Genomic DNA, 20,779 nt, shown 5'->3' with positions numbered 1-20,779 from the left:
GGCCTTAGACCAGGACAACGACGATCACCCCCGCCACGATAAATGCCATCCAGATCGCCAGCGCACGATCCACCAGGGTGATGGCCTGGCGAATCCCCGCGGCATCGGCCAGACGGCCCATGCCCAGGCGCGGGCGCCACTCACGCTGGCCGCCGTAGGGCGCCGGGCCGCCCAGCACCACCCCCAGCGCACCGGCACCAGCGGCCATGACCGGCCCCGCATTCGGGCTCTTCCATCCGTCGGCCTGCTCGCGCCAGCACTGCAATGCGTCCCGCCCGCGCCCCGCCAGGGCATAGGCCAGGGCCGTCAGACGCGCCGGGATCAGGTTCATGGCGTCATCCAGGCGCGCCGCGGCCCAGCCAAAGGCGTGAAAGCGGTCATTGCGATAACCCCACATCGCATCCAGCGTGTTTACCAGCCGGTAGGCCACCACGCCCGGTGCCCCGGCGACCAGGAACCAGAAGATCGTGGCAAACAGCGCATCGTTGCCGTTCTCCAGGACCGACTCGATGGTCGCCCCGCTCACCCCGCGCACGTCCAGGGCCTCCGTGTCCCGACTGACCAGCATCCCCACGCCCGTGCGGGCACCGTGCAAATCATCCGTCTCCAGGGCCCGCGCGACCACCTCGGCGTGTTCGTCCAGGCTGCGCCAGCCAATCGCCAGGGTCAGGATCGCCAGCGACAGCAACCAGCCCCAGGCCAGCGACGCCCCCAGAGCGGCCAGCGCCACCCATGGCAGGACCAACGCCGCGAGCAGCAACGCCCCGCGCAGGCGACTGGGCGCATGCCAGCGGGACTCGGCCCAGGCCGCCAGCCGACCAAACCCGGCCAGCGGATGGAATCGCCGCGGATCGCCGAACAAGCGATCCAGGATCAGGGCGCCCATCAGGATCAGGAAGGCGCTCATGCGCTGTCGGATCCGGTCCGATCGTCCGCCCCGTTTCCGGCGCCTGCCGCATCCGGGTCGGCTGCCAGCTCGCCGGGCACGCCCCAGCGATCCTGAAAGACCAGTTCTTCCAGGGGCCGCCGGCGATCCCAGCCCGCGGTCTCCAGCATTGGCCGGTCGTAGAAACGCTCCACATGGCCGAGGCACAACACCGCGATCGGATAGCCGCCCTCCGGCATGTCCAGCTGCCGCGCCAGCCAGTCCGGATCGAACAGCGAGACCCAGCCCATGCCCAGCCCCTCCGCGCGGGCCGCCAGCCACAGGTTCTGAATCGCGCAGGCCGCCGAGCACAGGTCCATCTCCGGTAGCGTACGGCGCCCCAGCACATAGCGTTCGCGGCCGTCGGTCAGGGCCACCACCAGCAACTCCCCCGCCTCGCGGATCCCTTCCAGCTTCAGGCGGTGCACCTCCGCCGCGCGCTCCCCGCAGGCCTCGGCGGTCCGGGCCTGCTCCTCTGCGGCGTGGGCGTGTAGTGCTTCGCGCAGGGCCGGGTCGGTCACCCGCAGGAAGCGCCAGGGCTGCATGTACCCGACGCTGGGGGCGCGGTGCGCGGCCTCCAGCAGCCGCCGCAGCGTCGCGCCATCCACCGGATCCGGCCGGAAATGGCGCATGTCGCGGCGTTCCCCGATCACGCGATAAACCGCCTCGCGCTCGGCCGAGGCAAACGCGTTCGGATACTCTTCGGTCGGTTTGGGGTCTGGGTTCGTCATGCGTTTCCGTCGGGGCGACGGCACGGCGAAACCACGAAGGAACGGGCACCCCGGATGGTGCCCGTGCCCTCGATCGTCGCCCGCCGCACGATCGCAGGATGCGTCATCACCAGGCCGGTCTCCGGGCTTGCGAGCGTCGGCGGCTGCCGATGCCGCAGACGCCTTCCCGTGACCCGTGGGGGCACAGTGGCCAAGCCTGCGGTGTGGTTCGCCGCTCACTTACCGTTGCGGGGGCAGCGCCGGATTTGCACCGGCTTCCCGTTTCACCTGCGCAGTGCAGGCACCTGATACAAGCCGCCGTATGATACGCGTTCGGCGCGCCCCCGACCAATTTGGGCACCAAACCATCTTGCCCATGCTGCTATGATGAAACGCTTTTGCGGCTTGCGCGCACTACCGCAGACGTCCTCCATTCGACCTCGCAACAGCGCCACAACCACCGGATTTTTATGAATTTCAAGACCCTCGGACGCTCCTCCGCCCTGCTCGTCGCGACGTTGCTTTGCACCGCGCCGGCACTGGCCGACCCGGTCTCGGTGACCGACGATGACGGTCACGAGATCCGGCTGGAACAACCCGCCGAGCGCATCGTCAGCCTCGCCCCGCATATCACCGAGGTGCTGTTCGCCGTCGGGGCCGGCGACAAGCTGGTGGGCGCGACCCAGCACAGTGACTTCCCGCCGGAGGCGGAGATGCTTCCCCGGGTGGGCGGCTACAGCCGCATCGATATGGAGCGCGTCGTGCAGCTCGATCCGGACCTGGTCGTTGCCTGGCGCAGCGGAAACTCGCAATCCCAGATCGAACACCTGCGCGAGCTCGGCTTCCACGTCTACGTGTCGGAGCCCCGCAGCTTCGATGGCGTGTCCGCCAGCATGCGCCGCATGGCCCAGCTCGCCGGCACCGAGACGCAAGGCGACGAGGCCGTGCAGGCCTTCGAGGACACGATCGACACCCTGCGCCAGGACTACGCCGAGCGCGACCCGGTACGCCTGTTCTATCAGGTGTGGGAACAGCCCCTGATGACGGTGAACGACGACCACCTGATCAGCGAGGCCATCCGCCTGTGCGGCGGCGTGAACGTATTCGGCCACCTGGACCGGCTGGTCCCGCGCATGGACCGCGAGGCGGTCATCGAGGCCGATCCGGAGGTTATCATCGGCGGCGGCATGGGCGAGGATCGCCCCGACTGGGTCATCGCCTGGACGCAATGGGAGGACATGACCGCGGTCCAGCGCGACAACCTGTTCTTCATCCCGCCGTCCCTGCTGCAGCGCCATACCCCGCGCATCGCCGAGGGTACCCGCCTGATGTGCGAGGAACTCGAGCGGGCCCGCCTGCGCCGGGCGGACTGACCCCTCGTGACCCGCGCCTTCCTCCTTGCCGCCGCGGTCCTGCTGCCGGCGTCGGTGCTGGCGGTGCTGATCGCGCTGGCTTTCGGCAGTGTCGCGATCGCGCCCGGCGACCTGCTGGCGGTGATGCTCGGCGAGGGCAGCCGCCTGCACGACACGCTGGTGCTGGAGCTGCGCCTGCCGCGCGCCCTGGCGGCCTTCGCCGCAGGCGGGTTGCTGGGTCTGGCCGGCGCGCTGATGCAGGTGCTGCTACGCAACCCGCTGGCCGACCCCTACGTGCTGGGCCTCTCCGGCGGCGCCTCCGTCGGCGCCCTGCTGGCGATGCTCGCGGGCCTGTCGATGTTCTCCGTCTCGCTGGCCGCGTTCGCCGGTGCCCTGCTGTCCACGGTGATCGTGTTCGGCCTGGCGCACGGTACCGGCAGCTGGACCCCCACGCGCCTGCTCCTGACCGGCGTGGTGGTCGCGGCGGGCTGGGGCGCCATGATCAGTTTCCTGCTCGCAGTCAGCCCGACGGCCGAGCTTCCGGGCATGCTGTACTGGCTGATGGGCGATGTGTCCCACGCCCGCAACCCCTATCCCGCCTGGATCCTGCTGGTGCTGGTCGTGTTCCTCGCCCTGCCGCTGGGCCGCACGCTGAACGTGCTCGCGCGCGGCCCGATGCAGGCCGCCGCACTCGGGGTGGCGGTGCGCCCGGTGGAATGGAGCATCTATGTCGCCGCCGCACTGATCACCGCGACCGCGGTCATGCAGGTCGGCGCGGTCGGGTTTGTCGGGCTGATCGTGCCGCACATGCTGCGTCTGGTCTTCGGCAACGACCAGCGCGTAATCCTGCCGGCCTCCGCGCTGGGCGGCGGCATCCTGCTGACCCTGGCCGACACCCTCGCCCGCACCATGATCGCCCCGGAGCAGTTGCCGGTGGGCGTGATCACCGCAATGCTGGGGGTCCCCGTGTTCCTGTTCCTGCTGTACCGGAGCCGCTGATGCCACCCAGCTCTCCCACCGCACCCGCCCACAGCCGGCCGCATGAAGCCCCGGGCCTGGGCGCGCGCAGCGTCCACCAGAAGCCGGGCCCGGATACGCTGCTTGCCACCCACGACCTGGTGATCGACATCCCGGGGCGCGCACCCGGCGCCCCGCTGGAACTGACCGTCGACCCCGGGCAGTGCTGGGGCATCCTGGGCCCCAACGGCGCGGGCAAGAGCACGCTGCTGCAAACGCTCGCCGGCCTGCGGACCGCACGCGCCGGCACCATCGAGGTCCGGGGCCAGGCGATCACCCGCCTGCCCCGCGCGGAACTGGCGCGGCGCATCGGCCTGGTCTTCCAGACCCACCACGACGGCTTCCCCGCGACGGTACTGGAGACCGCGCTGATCGGTCGGCACCCCTACCTGCGCCCCTGGGACATCGAGACCTCCGAGGATTACGCCCGCGCCCGGGCCGCCCTGGCGGAGATGGATCTCGCCGAGCTGGAGCACCGCATGGTGGACACGCTCTCCGGCGGCGAGCGTCAGCGCCTGGCCATCGCCACGGTGCTGACCCAGGACCCCAGCCTGCTCCTGCTGGACGAGCCCACCAGTCAGCTGGACCTGCATCACCAGGTCGCCGTGCTGAACCGCGTGCAGGGCATCGTTGCCCAGGCGCACCGGGCCGCCGTACTGGTCCTGCACGACGTCAACCTGGCCGCGCGCTACTGCGACCATCTGCTCCTGCTGTTCCCCGACGGCCAGGCATGCTGGGGCCCGACCGCCACCATGCTCGTGCCCAGTGCCCTGGAACGCCTCTACAACCAGCGCCTGAGCGTAGGCGAGGTCGACGGCCTGCCCGTGTTCCTGCCGCGCAACGAGTGACCGCCATGGAATTCTTCCGCAATCTGCCCGCGACCCTGGATGCCGAAACCTTGCAGCGGCGGCTGAACGTCCCCGCCCTGCCCGCTCACAGTGATGCCATCGACACGCTGATCCAGGACAACGGTCCCGATGCCGGCGTGGTCTACTGCCTGTGGGGCGAGTTCCGGGTGCACCGCGAGGTCATCAACGGTGGCGTGCGCCTGTCCCTGCCCGACTGCCCCAACGGCCTGGCCTGGACGCTGACCACCGGGCACCCGCCCGACCCGCAGGCCGTCGTCCTGCACCTGACCATCAACCGTCAGGAACACGATCCCGATTTCATCGAGAGCCTGGAGGCGTTTGCCGATTCCTGGGATCTGTCCACCGCCTGACAAAAGGCCCCATGACGGGAAACGATGCAATTTTCTTTTCGTTTCATGGTCGGTATGGTGCAGACCTGTTGCGAAGGAGAACGCCATGAACCCGACACCGCCGGACAGCGTGAAGACCTCCCATCCCACCCAGGACGGGGCCGGGGTGAAGATTCGGCGCATCCATGACTTTCGTGGCGGGCTGGACCCCTTCCTGATGCTGGACGAGCTCAAGGCAAGCGCGCGCGAGGACTACATCGGCGGCTTTCCCGCCCACCCGCATCGCGGCTTCGAGACCCTGACCTACCTGGTCCATGGCGGCCTGACGCACGAGGACTCCATGGGCAATCAGGGCCGCGTGGAGGCCGGCGAGGCCCAGTGGATGAGCGCCGGCCGCGGCGTGATCCACTCCGAGATGCCCCTGCTCGACAGCGAGGGCCTGCACGGCTTCCAGCTGTGGGTAAACCTGCCCGCCCGGCGCAAGATGGACCCGCCGCGTTATCGCGACGTGCACGCCGACGCAATGCGCCACCTGCCGGAAGACGACGACCCGCTGCGTTTCAAGGCCATTGCCGGGTCCTGGCAGACCAGTGCGGGGGATACCGAGGGCCCGCTGGCGCAGATTGGCGAAGGCGCCGCGATGGCCGACCTGACGCTGCCCGCCGGCTATCGCCTGTCACTCGCCGTGCAGCTCGAGGACCGCGTGCTGGCCTACGTGTTCGACGGCGAGCTCATCGGCCTGCAGACCGGCCAGATGGGTGTGTGGAGCGGCCAGACCCAGATCCACCTGATCGCCCAGCAGGATGCCCGCGTGCTGCTGTTCAAGGGGCGGCCGCTGGGCGAACCGATCGCGCATTACGGCCCCTTCGTGATGAACACCTCCGACGAGATCGAACAGGCCATCAGCGACTACCAGTCCGGCCAGCTCGCCGCCGAACCGGCCAGCATGGACTGAGCCCCGGGCCCAATCCGGGCCTGGCAGGGGCTTCGCGGGCAAGCCCGCTCCCACAGTGATCTGGGCCGGGCTGCCTGTCGAAGCCATCGCTCTACCTGCAGCCCCCTGTGGGAGCCGCCTTGGCGGCGAAGCCCCAACCCGCGTCGGCAAGGCCCCAGACCATCACCCGCTACGGCGTCGAGTCGCTGTCGTCCTCGCGCGCCCAGCCCATGGTGCGCTTTACGGCCTTCTTCCAGCCGCGGTAGTACTGCTCCCGCGTGGCCGCGTCCATCTGCGGCTCGAACACCCGGTCCAGCCCACCCTTCTGCGCCAACTCGTCACGGGTCCAGAAGCCGACCCCCAGCCCCGCGAGCCAGGCGGCCCCCAGCGCGGTGGACTCGGTCACCGCCGGGCGCTCGACCCGCACCCCGAGCATGTCGGCCTGGAACTGCATCATCACGTTGTTGGCCACGGCCCCGCCGTCGACCCGCAGGGCCTTCAGCCCGATCCCGGCGTCCTGCGCCATGGCATCGATCACATCGCGTGTCTGATAGGCCAGTGCATCCAGCGTGGCGCGGGTGATGTGCTCCTTGCGTGTTCCACGGGTCAGGCCGAAGATGGCGCCGCGCGCGTACATGTCCCAGTAGGGGGCCCCCAGCCCGGCGAACGCGGGCACCACGTAGACCCCGTCGGCGTCCGCCACCTTGCCCGCGTAGTACTCGGAATCCTCGGCCGCGTCGATCAGGTGGAGCTCGTCGCGCAGCCACTGGATCGCGGCCCCGGCGATAAAGATCGAACCCTCCAGCGCGTATTCCACCCGGCCGTCCAGCGACCACGCGAGGGTGGTGAGCAAGCCGGATCGGGACTCCACCGGCGTATCGCCCGTGTTCATCAGCAGAAAACAGCCAGTCCCGTAGGTGTTCTTGGCGATGCCGGGCTCGAAACAGCCCTGACCGAACAGGGCCGCATGCTGGTCCCCCGCCACGCCGGCGATCGGGACCTCCGCGCCGCCGAACATCTCGGCGCCGGTCACGCCCAGCACGCCACTGGAGTCCACCACCTCGGGCAGCATCGCGCGCGGGATCCCGAACCGCTCCAGCAGCTCGGAATCCCATTCCAGGGTGTGAATGTTGAACAGCTGGGTGCGCGCGGCGTTCGTCACATCGGTCACGTGACGTTCCCCGCGGGTGAGGTTCCAGATCAGCCAGCTGTCCACGGTGCCAAAGGCGAGTTCGCCCCGTTCCGCGCGCTCGCGCGCCCCGTCCACGTGATCCAGGAGCCAGCGCAGCTTGCTGGCCGAGAAATAGGCATCCACGACCAGACCGGTACGCTCGCGCAGCAGGCCCTCGAGGCCCTGCGCCTTCAGTTCGTCGCAGAACGCGGCGGTACGCCGGTCCTGCCACACGATCGCATTGGCGATCGGCTCCCCCGTGGCGCGGTCCCATACCACCGTGGTCTCGCGCTGATTGGTGATGCCGATCGCCGCCAGTCGGGAGGGCTTGATGCCGCGCGTCTCCAGTACTTCGCGCGCCACGCCGATCTGGGTACCCCAGATCTCCATCGGGTCGTGTTCCACCCAGCCGGGCTGCGGATAGATCTGGGCGAAATCCTTCTGCGCCACGCCGACGATCGTACCCGCGCGGTCGAACAGGATGGCCCGGCAACTGGTCGTGCCCTGGTCCAGGGCGAGGATGTAGCGCGCGTCGCTCATGAGGGGACTCTCTCTGGCCGATTCAGGCACCGTCCTCGATCAGCTCGATGGCGTTGCCGTCGGGATCCCGTACGAATGCCGCGGGGCGGCCGGAGCGACTGCGTTCCACCGCAAACCCCGCGGCCTCCAGCCGCGCGGCGAAGGTCTCCAGCTCATCCACGCGCAGCGCCAGGTGGCGGTCCTGCCCACACCGGACCGCACGCTCGGTCGGGTCCGGGTTCGGCACCCGCAGCAGGTGCAGGGCCTGGCCGTTGCCGAGGTCGTACCACAGCCCCGGAAACCCGAGTTCGGGCCGCTCCAGCGGCGCCAGTCCAAGGTGGTGCCCGTAGAACTCGCGCGCGGCCTGAATGTCCGCGATGACCAGGCTGGCGTGATGCAGGCCCAGGACTCCCGCATTCCCGCGCCCGGCCCCGGTCATACCCGCAGCATCCCCGAGGCCGGTTCCAGCAGCACGATTGCCTGCGCCGCCACCCCCTCCTTGCGCCCGGTGAACCCGAGATGTTCGGTCGTCGTGGCCTTCACGCTGACCGCCTCGGGTACCAGGCCGGTATCCGCGGCGATATGATCGCGCATGGCGGGGACGTGCGGCGCCAGCTTCGGCGCCTGCGCGATCACGGTGGAGTCGATGTTGACCGGGCGCCAGCCGGCCGCCGCGACGCGCTGGAGAACCTCCCGCAGCAGGGCGCGGCTGTCCGCGCCGCGGAACGCGGGGTCGTTATCCGGAAAGTGCTGGCCGATATCGCCCAGCGCGGAGGCGCCGAGCAGGGCATCGCAGACCGCATGCAGGAGCACGTCGCCGTCCGAATGCGCGACGAAGCCACGCTCGAACGGGATATGCACGCCGCCGAGGACCAGGTGATCCCCCTCGCCGAAGGCGTGCACGTCGAAGCCCTGGCCGATCCGCAACCCGCTCATGCGCTGAACCGTCCTTCCAGTCGGCCCTGCTGCATCAGGTAGAGACGGGCCAGCTCCAGATCTTCCGCCCGGGTGATCTTGATATTCATTGCCGAACCCTCGATCAGCCGCGGGGCCTGCCCCAGAAATTCGATGGCACTTGCCTCGTCGGTCACCGCATGACCCGCATCGCGTGCGCGCGCATTCGCTTCTCGCAGCATCCCCAGCCGGAACATCTGTGGGGTCAGGGCGCGCCAGACCCGCTCCCGGTCCAGCGTCCGCTCCACGCGGCCGCCGCCATCGCTCCACTTGATGGTGTCGGTACTGGGGCTGGCCAGCAACCCGCCCACCGCGTCATCCCGCAACTCACGCAGCAGGCGGTCCACATCCGCCTGCGGCAGACAGGGACGGGCCGCATCATGGACCAGCACCCAGTCGTCCTCGTGCGCCCGGTCGGCCAGGAAATCCAGGCCGTTCTGCACGGAATCCACCCGCTCCGCTCCGCCGGCGGCACGGAACAGCCGCCCGCCCGCCAGCGGCAGATCCAGGGCGTCGGGATCCACGTCGGGTCCCAGCACCAGCACCACGCCGCGAATGCGCGGATGCTCGAGGAAGATCGAGAGGGTATGCGACAGGATCGTCCGCGAACCCAGCGTCAGGTACTGCTTGGGACGGTCGGACCCCATGCGCCGGCCAATGCCGGCCGCCGGGATCAGTGCCCAGAAGGCCGGTTCGCGCGCCGCTGCGCCCCCGGTGTCAGCCATCAAAGGGATCCTCCGGTGGCAGGGTGTCGGTGGCCGGCTCGGCCTCCTCGGGCACCCGTGAGTCGGGACCGGGCTCGGTCTGCCCGGCCGATCCGGGGAGCGGCTCGATGTCCAGCGTGGCGGGTTCGTCCTCGCCCACCACGAAGAAGAAGACCTCGTCCTCGCGGATCATCCCCAGGTCGCGCCGGGCCCGTTCTTCCACCGCCTCGGTTCCGCCGCGCAGGTCCCGCACCTCCGCCTCCAGGGCCTGATTGCGCTGCTCGAGTTCGGCGTTCGAGGCCCGCTGGCGCTCGACCTGCTCGCGCAGGTCGCGCACGTCGCGCCAGCTCCCCTCGCCCAGCCACAGGGGCCATTGCAGTGCCAGCAGCACAAGCGCCAGCCCGATCAGCAGGCCGCGCATCACCCGCACTCCATCGACTTGAACCCAAAGAAAAGCCCTCGCCCGCGCACCGCGCCGAGCGCGGGTACAACGGAACGAGGGCTTTTACGAGTGGCCGGCATGCCCGGCATTCTACGAGGCCCGGACGCCCCGGGACAGGAACCGCGCCGCAGGCTGCGGACTGCATCCTCGACACGGCCGCCCCGCAACCGCCTCAGCGCCCGAAGGTGAACGCCGACATACCCGGGTAGCTGGCCCGGCTCCCCAGGTGTTCCTCGATCCGGATCAGCTGGTTGTACTTGGCCACCCGGTCGGAACGCGACAGCGAACCGGTCTTGATCTGGCCGGCTCGAGTGGCGACCGCCAGGTCCGCGATGGTGACGTCCTCGGTCTCGCCCGAGCGGTGCGAGATCACCGCTGTGTAGTTGGCCTTGCGCGCCAGTTCGATCGCTTCCAGCGTCTCGGTGACGGTGCCGATCTGGTTGAGCTTGATCAGGATGGAGTTCGCGATGTCCTTGTCGATGCCTTCCTGCAGGATGCGCGTATTGGTGACGAACAGGTCGTCGCCCACCAGCTGCACGCGCTTGCCCAGGCGCTCGGTCAGGGTCTTCCAGCCATCCCAGTCATCCTCGGCCATCCCGTCCTCGATGGTCAGGATCGGGTACTGGTCCACCCAGTGCGCGAGATAGTCGGAGAATTCGTCCGCCGAGAAGGCCTTGCCCTCGGAGTCCAGGTGGTAGCGGCCGTCGCGGTAGAACTCGGAGCTGGCGCAGTCGAGGCCGATCCAGATGTCCTCGCCCGCCTTGAAGCCGGCATTGTGGATGGCCTCCAGGATCACCTCGATCGCCGCGGAATTGGACGGCAGATCGGGGGCGAAGCCACCCTCGTCGCCCACCGCCGTGGCCAGGCCGCGCTTGGCCAGGACCTTCTTCAGCGCATGGAAGACCTCGGCGCCGTAGCGCACCGCCTCGCGCACCGAGTCCGCGCCCACCGGCAGGATCATGAACTCCTGCATATCCACGCTGTTGTCCGCGTGGGCCCCGCCATTGATGATGTTCATCATCGGCACCGGCAGCAGCGTGGCGTCTTCCCCGCCCAGCGTCTCGAACAGCGGCTGCTCGCGATCGGCCGCGAGGGCATGCGAGGTCGCCATGGAGACGGCCAGCAGGGCGTTCGCCCCCAGGCGCGACTTGTTCTCGGTGCCGTCCAGTTCCAGCATGCGGCGATCCACCGCGGTCTGGTCGAGCTCCATGCCGCGCAGCGCGTCGCGGATCTCGCCGTTCACGTGGCTCACCGCCTTCAGTACGCCCTTGCCCCCGTAGCGCTTCTCGTCATCGCGCAGCTCCAGGGCCTCGCGGGCCCCCGTGGAGGCACCGGACGGGACCGCCGCGCGCCCCATGGCGCCGGAATCCAGGACAACATCGGCCTCGACCGTCGGGTTGCCCCGGGAGTCGATGATCTCGCGGGCGTGAATCTCCGCAATCTGGGACATGCTCTCTCCTTGAAAAGTACCCGCCCGGACGGAGCCGCCCGGGACGCATTATCGAAAAATCGGGGGTCAGCCGAGGCCGTATTCCGCCTCCGCGAACGGCTGCGCCTTGGTCGCGGCGTCCAGCGCCTTCAGCGTCTGCAGCAGCTCGGCCATCTTTGGCAGCGGCCACGCATTGGGGCCATCCGACAGGGCCCTCTCGGGATCCGGGTGGGTCTCCATGAACAGCCCGGAGACCCCGGCCGCCACCGCGGAGCGCGCGAGCACCGGTACGAACTCGCGCTGGCCACCGGAGGACGCGCCCTGCCCACCCGGCTGCTGCACCGAATGGGTCGCGTCGAAGACTACCGGGCAGCCGGTCTGGCGCATCTGGGCCAGGCCGCGCATGTCGGAGATCAGGGTGTTGTAGCCGAACGAAACCCCGCGCTCGCAGACCATGATCTGGTCATTGCCCGCCTCGCGCGCCTTGTCGACGACATTGCCCATGTCCCAGGGTGCGAGGAACTGGCCCTTCTTGATATTCACCGGACGCCCCTGGCGCGCGACATTCTGGATGAAGTTGGTCTGACGGCAGAGGAACGCCGGCGTCTGCAATACATCCACTACGCTGGCGACCTCGTCCAGCGCCGTGTCCTCGTGCACGTCAGTCAGTACCGGCACGCCGATCTCCGATTTCACCTTGTCGAGGATGCGCAGACCCTCGGCCATGCCCAGGCCGCGGAAGCTCCGGGTGGACGACCGGTTGGCCTTGTCGAACGACGACTTGTAGATGAACGGGATGCCCAGGTCATCCGCCATCGCCTTCAGGGCCCCGGCCGTCTCCAGCGCCATGGCCTCGGACTCGATGACGCAGGGTCCGGCAATCAGAAAAAAGGGCCGGTCGAGGCCGACTTCAAAACCACAAAGCTGCATGTCCTGTCCTGTACGGCGGCCGCCACCCTCCGGGCACGGCCGCGAAAAATCGTGTATCGGCGCCCTATTCCGTCAGCGCCGTGGTGGTTTCGGGTTCGCGCGCTTCCTGGTAGTCCCGGGCGGCACGCACAAAACCGGTGAACAGCGGGTGGCCATCGCGCGGCGTGGAGGTGAACTCCGGGTGGAACTGGCAGCCGACAAACCACGGATGCCCCGGGAGTTCCACGGCCTCCACCAGTTCGCCGGATTCCGACACGCCCGAGATGCGCAGCCCGGCCGCCTCCAGCCGTTCGCGGTAGGCGTTGTTGAACTCGAAGCGATGGCGGTGGCGTTCTTCCACCTTTTCGCGACCATAGGCCTCGGCAATGCGCGAACCGGACGACAGCCGCGCACTCTGGGCCCCCAGGCGCATGGTGCCACCCAGGTCGCTGTCGGCATCGCGCCGCTCGATACGGCCTTCCTGATCCTGCCACTCGGTAATGAGCGCGATCACCGGATGCGGGGTATCGGGCGCGAATTCGGTGCTGTGCGCGCCTTCCAGGCCCGCGACATCGCGCGCGAACTCGATCACCGCGACCTGCATGCCGAGGCAGATCCCGAGATAGGGCACGTCGTGTTCGCGTGCGTAGCGCACCGCGGCGATCTTGCCCTCCACGCCGCGCTCGCCGAAGCCGCCCGGCACCAGGATGGCATCCAGGCCCTCGAGTTCCCGTGCGGCCTCGTTCTCGGCGCCTTCCAGTTTCTCCGAGTCGAGATAGCGGATCCGGACCCGAGTGCCGACCTGTACCCCGGCATGGGTCAGGGCCTCGTTCACGGACTTGTAGGATTCGGTCAGGTCCACGTACTTGCCGATCATGCCGACGGTGATCTCCGACTCCGGGAACTCCATGGCATTGACCACGTGTTTCCAGTCCGAGAGATCCGCCTGCGGCGCCTCGATATGCAGCTTGCGCAGCACGATCTCGTCGAGCTTCTGCGAATGCAGCCACAGCGGGATCTTGTAGATGTTGTCCACGTCCACCGCCGAGATGACCGCCTTCTCCTCGACGTTGGTGAACAGCGCGATCTTGCGCCGCTCGCCGTCCGGGATTGCCTGGGTCGAGCGGCACAGCAGGATATCCGGCTGGATCCCGATGGAACGCAGTTCCTTGACCGAGTGCTGGGTCGGCTTGGTCTTGATCTCGCCCGCGGCCTCGATATACGGGACCAGCGTCAGGTGCATGAACAGGGCGTTCTCGTGGCCGAGTTCCACGCCCATCTGACGGATCGCTTCGAGAAACGGCAGGGATTCGATGTCGCCCACGGTACCGCCGATCTCGATCAGCGCGATGTCGGCATCGCCCGCCCCTTCGTGGATGGAGCGCTTGATCTCGTCGGTGATATGCGGGATCACCTGCACGGTGCCGCCGAGGTAGTCCCCGCGGCGTTCCTTGCGGATCACGTTCTCGTAGATCTGGCCGGTGGTGAAGTTGTTGCGCCGCGAGGTACGGATGCGCACGAAGCGCTCGTAATGCCCCAGGTCCAGGTCGGTCTCGGCGCCGTCGTCGGTGACGAAGACCTCGCCGTGCTGAAACGGGCTCATGGTGCCCGGATCGACGTTGATGTACGGATCCAGCTTGAGCAGGGTCACCTTGAGCCCGCGGGCCTCGAGGATCGCCCCCAGCGAGGCGGATGCAATACCTTTGCCCAGAGACGAGACCACGCCTCCGGTGATGAAAACAAAACGCGTCATGCGGGAAACCTGGCTGGGAGCTGACAAGCGCCCCGTCCCGGCGCGAACCTGGCACGCGGGGTGGGCGGAAAACGCCTGAAAGAGTACCAGAGCACCCGCCCCTGCTCAATCGGAAGGCGGGGGCAACACCTCGTTCCGGGAACCCCGTGCCAGCGGGCGGAAGGCCACCAGGGTCATGTCGTCGCGCCGGGGTTCTCCGTCGCGATAATCCTCCAGCACACGCACGACAGCGTCGATCTTGGCGGACAGATCGCGGCCACTCTTCTCGGCCAGGACCTGGCGCAGCCGACGGCGCCCGAACAAGCGTGGCGGCTCGCCCCCGACATGATCATGCGCACCGTCGGTGATCAGGAAGAATTCGGTTCCCGGCTCCACCGGCACCTCGTGGTCGACCGGCTGCGCGGGCTCCAGGCTGCGGTAGCCGAGCCCCCCGCGCACGCCGCGGATCTCCTCGATCTCGCCGCCGCGTTCGATCATCAGGGGCAGCCCGACCCCGGCGAAGGCCAGCATCCGGTCTTCCGGCCGATAGACGCATACCGCGGCCTCCAGCCCGTCATCCGAATCCGAATCCTGACCGTCCTGACGCAGCCGTGAACGCACCAGCCGGTCCATCTCGCGCAGGATCGCGGAGGGTTCCAGCAGACGGTGTTCGTGCAGGATCCGGTCCAGCGCCGACGCCACCACCAGCGTGATGAACGCCCCCGGGACGCCATGCCCGGTACAGTCCGCCACCACCAGGATGCTGTGGCCGTCGATGGCCTCGACCCAGAAATAGTCCCCGCCGACCAGGTGCAGCGGCTCCCAGTAGATCTGCACCTCGTCCAGATGTCCGTCCAGGGCGTGCTTGTCCGGCAGCATCGCGGTCTGGATGCGCCGGGCATAGCGAATGCTCTCCACCACCAGGCGGTTACTGCGTTCCAGTTCCCGGTTGGCCTCGTCCACCTGGGCCATCGCCCGTTCGGTCTCGGCCTTTTCGTCTTCCAGCTGTCGGGTGCGCTCCTCCACACGGCGCTCCAGATCGGCGTTCAGCGCCTTCAGCTCTCCGCGGGCCCCGTCGCGCGCATCCAGCCCCTCCTGGAAGGCGCGCAGCAAGCGGTCCAGCGAGCGCCCCAGGGCCCCCAGCTCGTCATTCTCGTGATGCCCCAGGCGGGGCATGGGCCAATGGGCTGGCTGGTCCGGGTCGGTATCCGCCACGGCGCGGGAGATCTTCAGCATCGGACGCAGCATGAGGAAGTAGAACAGCACCACGACCACCAGCGAGACGATCACGGCCTGGGTCACGCTGGTCACGACCCCGGTCTGCAGGCGCGCCACGAAGATCCGCCCCAGGACACCGGGGTCCAGCTCCATGCGCAGCTGCCCCACGCCCTGAACGTTGCCCCGGGTTCCCGGATGCGTTAGTTCAAGCTCGTGTGCCCGCAGGTCGCCAAAAAGCCACTGCGCCCAGTCCCCGGACGCGGCCTCCGCCGCCCGTTCGTCCTCGGCCAGCGTATTGCCAAAATCGTCGAGGATCTCCACCCGCCGGATCTCGTCGAAGACGAGCAGGCCCTGGACCAGCGAATCGGCCTGACCGGCGCTCAGTTGGAAGGCGGCCTCCGCCGCGGGCGGCTCGACCAGACGCTGCAGACGATCCACCTGGGCCTGGGTTTCGGCCCGGAAGGCATTCCAGTCGGAGGCAATGACGTAGGCACTACTGAGGAGGCTGAGCGCAAGCGCAGCAAGCAGCGTGGCGACCGCCAGCTTGGCAACGAGACTCCGGTTGCGGCGCCGGGTCTCCGGCATCATCCGTGGTCGCCGTGCGTCTGCACGATGACACGGTTGCGCCCCTCGTTCTTGGCGCGATAAAGCAGGTCGTCAGCGAGCGCGACCAGTTCGCCGGCATCCGGCCAGGGGTTCGTGGTCACCACCAGCCCGATCGACACCGCCAGGGACAGCGGCTCGTCCTTCCAGTGCAGGCGGGCGTTCTCCACCGCCGAGCGGATCCGTTCCGCCAGGGCCAGGGCGGCCTCGACGTCCAGGTCCGCGGCCACGACGAGGAATTCCTCCCCGCCCATCCGCCCGGCGTACTGTTCGGCCCCCAGTTCGCCGCGCAGGATCTCGGCGAAGCTTTCCAGCGCGAAGTCCCCGGCGGCATGGCCATGGGTATCGTTGAGGGTCTTGAAGTCGTCGAGATCCAGCATCATCACCGCGAGCGAGTGCGACGCGTCACCCACGCTGTCGGCCATGCCCTCGACACAGTCGATCACGCGGCGGCGCGAGAACAGGCCGGTCAGGGCGTCCTCCAGCGCCAGGCGCTCCAGCTCGGCCGTCAGGCGCTCGCGTTCGCGGACCTCGTCAGACAGGGCGTTGTTGAGCTGGGCCAGGTGTTCGGCCTGTTCGCGCAGCTGCCGGTTGGCATCCTGGAGATCCGCCTGCATGCGATCACTCATACGCATCATGCGCCGCTGCGCGCGGTAGCTCTCGGAATAGGCCTTGGCGAGCACCTTCACCCCGTCGGCCACTGCGTCCAGCGCCTCCAGCATCTGCTCGGAGCGCTGCATGATGGCCTTTTCCTGCTCGAACAGGGAAAAGTCGGCCAGGCCCTCGTCCAGCTCCTGCCCGTCGCGGGGCCGGCTAGAGGGGTTCATGGAGTCGTCACGAGAGGGGGCGGTCATGTCAGCGGACACATGCGGTAGTCGGCGTGCTGGAAGTCCTCGGAGAAATCCTCGCCGAACTCCTCCATGGTTTCGTCATCCTCGTGATAGCACCAGTTGATACGGACCTTCAGCCCGGCCTCCGCCCCGTCTTCCAGGATCTGGAACATGTTCATCAGGGCCTTCGCGGTGGACGAATTGAAATAGATCATTTCCACCGTGAATTCCACCTCGTCGCTGGCGCGGTCCTCGATTGCCTGGCGCAGCCCCTGGGTCAGGGGGCCGTAGAAGTTCGCCGCATCCTCCGGATACGACTCCCCCGACAGTCGGTACTGCCCGGCCGCGAAATCGAACTGCACCGCGGGGGTCCGGTCGGTTGCCTCGTGCTCAATGGTCTCGACGACTGCCATCAGATGTAGGCCTTCAGGACAAAGTAGGATTGGGCATCGGAAATATGCTGAAAATCGAACTGGATCGGCTCGCTCGCCCTCCGTGCGATCTCGATCAGACCGATACTGCCGCCCTTGCTGCCCTCGTCCGGCGGCTCGCGCAGTTTTTCCTTGTAGAAGCGGCGCAACTCGTCGCTGTCCATCGCGGCCAGTTCACGCAGGCGCGCCGCCAGGGTGTCGGCATCCTTGCGCCCGATGACATTGCCGCAGATGACGAAGAAGCGCCCGTTCTCCGAACCGACCGTGATCATCCCGGAACTCAGCTCGACGGGGGGCTCGTCATCGTGCTCGATGCGTTCGGCCGAATACCGGATGATGTTCTGCACCTGCTCGACAAAGACCGAAAAGACCCGGTTCACGGTCTTCGTGTCGGTGGATTCGAGCCGGATCTTCTGGCGCAGCGCATCGCCCAGGGCCTTCAGGATGCCCTCGGAGATGTAACCGGTGAACGAAAAGATGATGCCACGCCGGGTCATGTTGCGCTGAAACCCCAGCACCTCTTCGGCAATCAGGGTCGATGACGCCGCCTGCGCCTCGGCTGCCTCACTCATCTCGCTCTCCATTGCTGTTCAGTACGGCCTCGACGATCGCCGCGTAGCGTCCGTCGGCGCGCATCGCATCCAGTTCTTCCTGCATGCGGTCCAGCGGTCCGCGCTCGGTCTCCGGGTGGCAGGCGAGCGACATCACCGTATCGTTGAACGCGAACAGGGATTCGAGTTCCCCGATCCCTTCCAGGCGCGCATACCATGGCGCCAGGAGCTCACCGCTTACCCAGACATCGATCCGGTTGGCCGCCAGCTTGCGCGCGTTCAGCCGATCGTTAGGCGCGGTATCCACCGGAATCCCCTGACGTTCGACATGCAGGGCCACGGCATCGTCGCGATAGCCGCCGACGCGGTAGTGTTCCAGGTCCTCCAGGGACGCCGCCTGCACCTCCGCACCCTTCAGCACGAACGCATGCCACTGGTTCTCGACCAGAGGCCCGACCCAGGTAAAAAGATCCTCGCGCTCCTGCGTGCGCGTCGTTGAAAACACGCAGGTACCGGGGACCGACTGGGCCTCGGCATAGGCGCGGCTCCAGGGCAGCAGCCGGATCTCCGCGTCCACTCCCGCGGCCTCCAGGAGCTGATCCATCACGCGGATGGAGATCCCGTCCAGCTCCCCGGATTCGGTCTCGAAATTGAAGGGGGGATAGCTCTCGGTGGTCAGCGTTAACGTGTCGGCTGCCAGCGGCGCCGCCAGAAACGCCGCGGCCGCCAGCAAGGCCGTGCCCGTACGTCGCCCGCACTGTGCCGCGAAACCTGTCACGCGCCGCTCACCCGAAACCCATGAAGACGGCCCAAGAATTGTCCGATTCGGACGGCTCCGTCAACTCCGCGCGTTAGCTCGGTCCGGCCAGAGGACTGCGACAATCACGCCATCCGCCTGACGCAACAACGGAATCCGCTGACGCGCCCAGGGCGGGATCCCGCGCTCCTGCATCAGCTTCTTCAGCGGGCGGTGGCCGGCCGGCGTCGCGACCCGCTCGCCCCCACGGCGATAGCTAACGGTCAGGGGGGCATCGGGCGCGACGCCGAGCTCCCGCAGGCCCGAACGCGTCAGGCGCCGCCCGTCCGCGAGCCGCAGTTCCGGCTGGTCCGCGGGCCACTCCTGATCGGGCGGAGGCTTCTGCCCTTCGCGCCCCTCCTGCCGCGGCCCGGCCCATAGCTGATCGCGGTAGCGGCGCATCCAGCCGTCTTCCCATTCCACCCGCGGGCTGGCGTCGGGGTTGTCCGCCACCACCTGGCGCAGGAATTCCCCCAGGCGTGCGTGACCCGGCGGCCGCAGCCCCTGTGCCTGCAGCCAGTGCCGCACCAGCCCGCGGGCGGACCCGTTATCCAGCCTGCGCACGTGAGCAAGGTCCAGCCCACCGGACTCCGGGTCCCGTGCCGCCTCCATGTGATCGGCGAAATGCGTCCGCAGCTGACCGGCGACCTCCCGCTGCCAGCCGGCGGCCCGCGCCAGGCCGGTCACAGCCCCGAAGCGTTCGCGCAACAGCGGCAGGACCGACTGGCGAAGGAAATTGCGATCAAAGCGCGCATCGCGATTGCTCGGATCGTCGTACCAGTCGAGACCCTCGCGCCGGGCATACTCGACCAGCGCCGCCCGGGGAAGGTCCAGCAGCGGCCGGCCCAGCCAGGTGGCCCCTTCCCGTCGCAGTGGGCGCATCCCCCGCAACCCGTCGGGTCCACTGCCGCGCAGGGCCGCCAACAGGAAGGTCTCGGCCTGATCGTCCGCGTGCTGCGCGGCGAGGAGGATATCCGTCTCCTCCAGCCCGTCGCGCAATGCTATGTAGCGCGCCTCGCGCGCGGCGGCCTCCAGCCCCGACGGGCGCGGATCAAGCGGTTCCAGCCTGCAGGTCCGGAACGGGCAGTTCAGCGCCCGGGCCACCGCACGGCAATGCTCGGCCTGGCGCCCGGAGTCGGCCCGCAGACCGTGGTCCACGTGCATGGCTTCGAGACCGGGAATGCCCAGACGCACCGCCGCGTGCAGCAGGACGGTGGAGTCCAGGCCGCCACTGAAGGCAATGCGCACCCGCCGGCGGGCAGGAGGGGGTTCGAGAAATGCCCGCAGCGCGGTGGCTACGGGATCGGGCGCCGGGGCGCCCCGCTCAGGAAGCGGCTTCCTGGAAGGCACCGTAGTCCATCAGGCGGCGATAGCGCCGCTCGAGACGCTTGCCCGGATCCAGTCCCTCGAGGCCGTCCAGGGTCTCCAGGAGCGCGGTACGCAGGCGCGTCGACATCGCCTCCGGGTCGCGATGGGCACCGCCCAGAGGTTCCGGCACGATCCGGTCCACCAGCCCCAGCTCCTTCAGGCGCTCGGAGGTGATTCCCAGCGCCTCGGCCGCTTCCGAGGCCTTCTCCGCGCTCTTCCAGAGGATGGAGGCACAGCCCTCGGGCGAGATGACCGAATACGTCGAATACTGCAGCATCAGCGTGGCGTCCCCGACGCCGATGGCCAGCGCCCCGCCGGATCCGCCCTCGCCGATCACCGTGGCGATGATGGGCGTATCCAGGCGCGCCATCACCCGCAGGTTGCGCGCGATGGCCTCGCTCTGCCCGCGCTCTTCCGCACCGACGCCCGGATAGGCGCCGGGGGTATCGATGAAGGTCAGCACCGGCATGCGGAAGCGCTCCGCCATCTCCATCAGACGCAGGGCCTTGCGATACCCCTCCGGCCGCGGCATGCCGAAGTTGCGGTACACCTTGTCCCGCGTCTGGCGCCCCTTCTGATGTCCGATGAGCATCACCGGGCGGCCATCCAGACGCGCCACCCCGCCCACGATCGCCGGGTCGTCGCCAAATGCGCGGTCCCCGTGCAGCTCCTCGAACTCGTCGAACAGATCGGGGATGTAGTCCAGCGTGTAGGGACGCCGCGGATGCCGCGACATCTGCGCGACCTGCCACGGCGTGAGCTTGGCGAAGATGCTCTCGGTCAGCGACCGGCACTTGTCCTCCAGGCGCTGGATCTCTTCCTGGATGTTGACCTCGGCGTCGTCGCCGACATAGCGCAAATCGCCGATCTTCGCCTCCAGTTCGGCAATGGGCTGTTCGAAGTCGAGAAAGTCCGGATTCATGCAGAGTCCCGAAGGCTTGTTGGTGGAGGCCAGCGAAAGACGCGAATTGTAACCAATCGCGGCG

The 20,779-nt window shown here is 68.3% G+C and carries 22 protein-coding genes and 1 riboswitch; of the genes, 5 read left to right on the top strand and 17 right to left on the bottom strand.

The genetic code is table 11. The annotated features are described in order from the left end of the window. Positions 1-4: 4 nt before the first annotated feature. The gene (gene cbiB / locus F627_RS0109290; RefSeq protein WP_019583908.1) at positions 5-907 is read right to left on the bottom strand and encodes an adenosylcobinamide-phosphate synthase CbiB; all 903 of its coding nucleotides are present in this window, start codon (positions 905-907) and stop codon (positions 5-7) included. Next, positions 904-1,656: a 5,6-dimethylbenzimidazole synthase gene (bluB, locus tag F627_RS0109285; RefSeq protein ID WP_019583907.1), complete on the bottom strand. Its 753-nt coding sequence runs from the start codon at positions 1,654-1,656 to the stop codon at positions 904-906. The genes cbiB and bluB overlap by 4 nt, the downstream gene beginning before the upstream one ends. A 94-nt stretch (positions 1,657-1,750) precedes the next feature. Next, positions 1,751-1,959: riboswitch (cobalamin riboswitch) on the bottom strand. Positions 1,960-2,105: 146 nt separating this feature from the next. On the opposite strand from bluB, the gene F627_RS0109280 reads away from it, so the two are divergent. The 5 genes from F627_RS0109280 (at position 2,106) to F627_RS0109260 (ending at position 6,157) form a co-directional block, all read left to right on the top strand. Further along, positions 2,106-3,008: a cobalamin-binding protein gene (locus tag F627_RS0109280; RefSeq protein WP_019583906.1), complete on the top strand. Its 903-nt coding sequence runs from the start codon at positions 2,106-2,108 to the stop codon at positions 3,006-3,008. Positions 3,009-3,014: 6 nt separating this feature from the next. Beyond that, positions 3,015-3,986, top strand: a complete 972-nt coding sequence (locus F627_RS0109275; protein ID WP_019583905.1) for an iron ABC transporter permease — start codon at positions 3,015-3,017, stop codon at positions 3,984-3,986. Beyond that, positions 3,986-4,852 carry an ABC transporter ATP-binding protein gene (locus tag F627_RS0109270; RefSeq protein ID WP_019583904.1) on the top strand — a complete coding sequence of 289 codons (867 nt, stop codon included), beginning with the start codon at positions 3,986-3,988 and terminating at the stop codon, positions 4,850-4,852. The genes F627_RS0109275 and F627_RS0109270 overlap by 1 nt, the downstream gene beginning before the upstream one ends. A 5-nt stretch (positions 4,853-4,857) precedes the next feature. Beyond that, complete coding sequence (locus tag F627_RS0109265; RefSeq protein WP_018866962.1) at positions 4,858-5,223, top strand: hypothetical protein; 366 nt, start codon at positions 4,858-4,860, stop codon at positions 5,221-5,223. Between the two features lie 85 nt (positions 5,224-5,308). Next, positions 5,309-6,157 (top strand): pirin family protein, encoded by an 849-nt coding sequence (locus tag F627_RS0109260; protein ID WP_018866963.1) that lies wholly within the window; start codon positions 5,309-5,311, stop codon positions 6,155-6,157. A 169-nt stretch (positions 6,158-6,326) separates the two neighbouring features. Here the strand turns inward: F627_RS0109260 and glpK are convergent, their stop codons facing one another. From glpK to F627_RS0109185, 15 genes are all read right to left on the bottom strand, one after another. After that, complete coding sequence (glpK, locus tag F627_RS0109255; RefSeq protein WP_019583903.1) at positions 6,327-7,847, bottom strand: glycerol kinase GlpK; 1,521 nt, start codon at positions 7,845-7,847, stop codon at positions 6,327-6,329. Between the two features lie 22 nt (positions 7,848-7,869). Further along, on the bottom strand, positions 7,870-8,265 hold the full coding sequence (locus tag F627_RS0109250) for a VOC family protein (protein WP_019583902.1): 396 nt from the start codon (positions 8,263-8,265) through the stop codon (positions 7,870-7,872). After that, complete coding sequence (ispF, locus tag F627_RS0109245) at positions 8,262-8,762, bottom strand: 2-C-methyl-D-erythritol 2,4-cyclodiphosphate synthase (RefSeq protein WP_019583901.1); 501 nt, start codon at positions 8,760-8,762, stop codon at positions 8,262-8,264. The genes F627_RS0109250 and ispF overlap by 4 nt, the downstream gene beginning before the upstream one ends. Beyond that, positions 8,759-9,505 (bottom strand): 2-C-methyl-D-erythritol 4-phosphate cytidylyltransferase, encoded by a 747-nt coding sequence (ispD, locus tag F627_RS0109240; protein WP_018866967.1) that lies wholly within the window; start codon positions 9,503-9,505, stop codon positions 8,759-8,761. The genes ispF and ispD overlap by 4 nt, the downstream gene beginning before the upstream one ends. Next, positions 9,498-9,905: a cell division protein FtsB gene (gene ftsB / locus F627_RS0109235; protein WP_018866968.1), complete on the bottom strand. Its 408-nt coding sequence runs from the start codon at positions 9,903-9,905 to the stop codon at positions 9,498-9,500. The genes ispD and ftsB overlap by 8 nt, the downstream gene beginning before the upstream one ends. Positions 9,906-10,098: 193 nt before the next feature. Further along, positions 10,099-11,376 (bottom strand): phosphopyruvate hydratase, encoded by a 1,278-nt coding sequence (gene eno / locus F627_RS0109230; RefSeq protein WP_018866969.1) that lies wholly within the window; start codon positions 11,374-11,376, stop codon positions 10,099-10,101. A 66-nt stretch (positions 11,377-11,442) separates the two neighbouring features. After that, positions 11,443-12,285 carry a 3-deoxy-8-phosphooctulonate synthase gene (gene kdsA, locus F627_RS0109225; RefSeq protein WP_018875546.1) on the bottom strand — a complete coding sequence of 281 codons (843 nt, stop codon included), beginning with the start codon at positions 12,283-12,285 and terminating at the stop codon, positions 11,443-11,445. Between the two features lie 64 nt (positions 12,286-12,349). After that, positions 12,350-14,017, bottom strand: a complete 1,668-nt coding sequence (locus F627_RS0109220; protein WP_018875547.1) for a CTP synthase — start codon at positions 14,015-14,017, stop codon at positions 12,350-12,352. 105 nt (positions 14,018-14,122) lie between these two features. Further along, positions 14,123-15,799, bottom strand: coding sequence for a SpoIIE family protein phosphatase (locus F627_RS0109215; protein WP_018875548.1), 1,677 nt, complete (start codon positions 15,797-15,799; stop codon positions 14,123-14,125). Further along, positions 15,799-16,644 (bottom strand): GGDEF domain-containing protein, encoded by an 846-nt coding sequence (locus F627_RS0109210; protein ID WP_018880579.1) that lies wholly within the window; start codon positions 16,642-16,644, stop codon positions 15,799-15,801. Before F627_RS0109210 ends, F627_RS0109215 begins: the two co-directional genes overlap by 1 nt. A gap of 23 nt (positions 16,645-16,667) precedes the next feature. Beyond that, entirely contained in the window at positions 16,668-17,060 is a 393-nt protein-coding gene (locus tag F627_RS0109205) for a DUF1987 domain-containing protein (RefSeq protein ID WP_018866974.1), read from the bottom strand. Continuing rightward, a complete protein-coding gene (locus F627_RS0109200) occupies positions 17,060-17,650 on the bottom strand; it encodes a SiaB family protein kinase (protein WP_019583900.1) in 591 nt (196 codons plus the stop codon). Before F627_RS0109200 ends, F627_RS0109205 begins: the two co-directional genes overlap by 1 nt. Next, on the bottom strand, positions 17,643-18,362 hold the full coding sequence (locus F627_RS0109195; protein WP_019583899.1) for an ABC transporter substrate-binding protein: 720 nt from the start codon (positions 18,360-18,362) through the stop codon (positions 17,643-17,645). The genes F627_RS0109200 and F627_RS0109195 overlap by 8 nt, the downstream gene beginning before the upstream one ends. Before the next feature lie 105 nt (positions 18,363-18,467). After that, positions 18,468-19,673, bottom strand: coding sequence for a tRNA lysidine(34) synthetase TilS (gene tilS, locus F627_RS0109190; protein WP_019583898.1), 1,206 nt, complete (start codon positions 19,671-19,673; stop codon positions 18,468-18,470). 76 nt (positions 19,674-19,749) lie between these two features. Continuing rightward, positions 19,750-20,715: an acetyl-CoA carboxylase carboxyltransferase subunit alpha gene (locus F627_RS0109185; protein ID WP_018866978.1), complete on the bottom strand. Its 966-nt coding sequence runs from the start codon at positions 20,713-20,715 to the stop codon at positions 19,750-19,752. Positions 20,716-20,779 lie beyond the last annotated feature (64 nt).

The organism is Thioalkalivibrio sp. ALE16 (assembly GCF_000381305.1).
Lineage (GTDB): Bacteria > Pseudomonadota > Gammaproteobacteria > Ectothiorhodospirales > Ectothiorhodospiraceae > Thioalkalivibrio.
The sequence above is the reverse complement of the archived record's forward strand: the minus strand, read 5'-3'. Positions and strand labels throughout refer to the sequence as shown.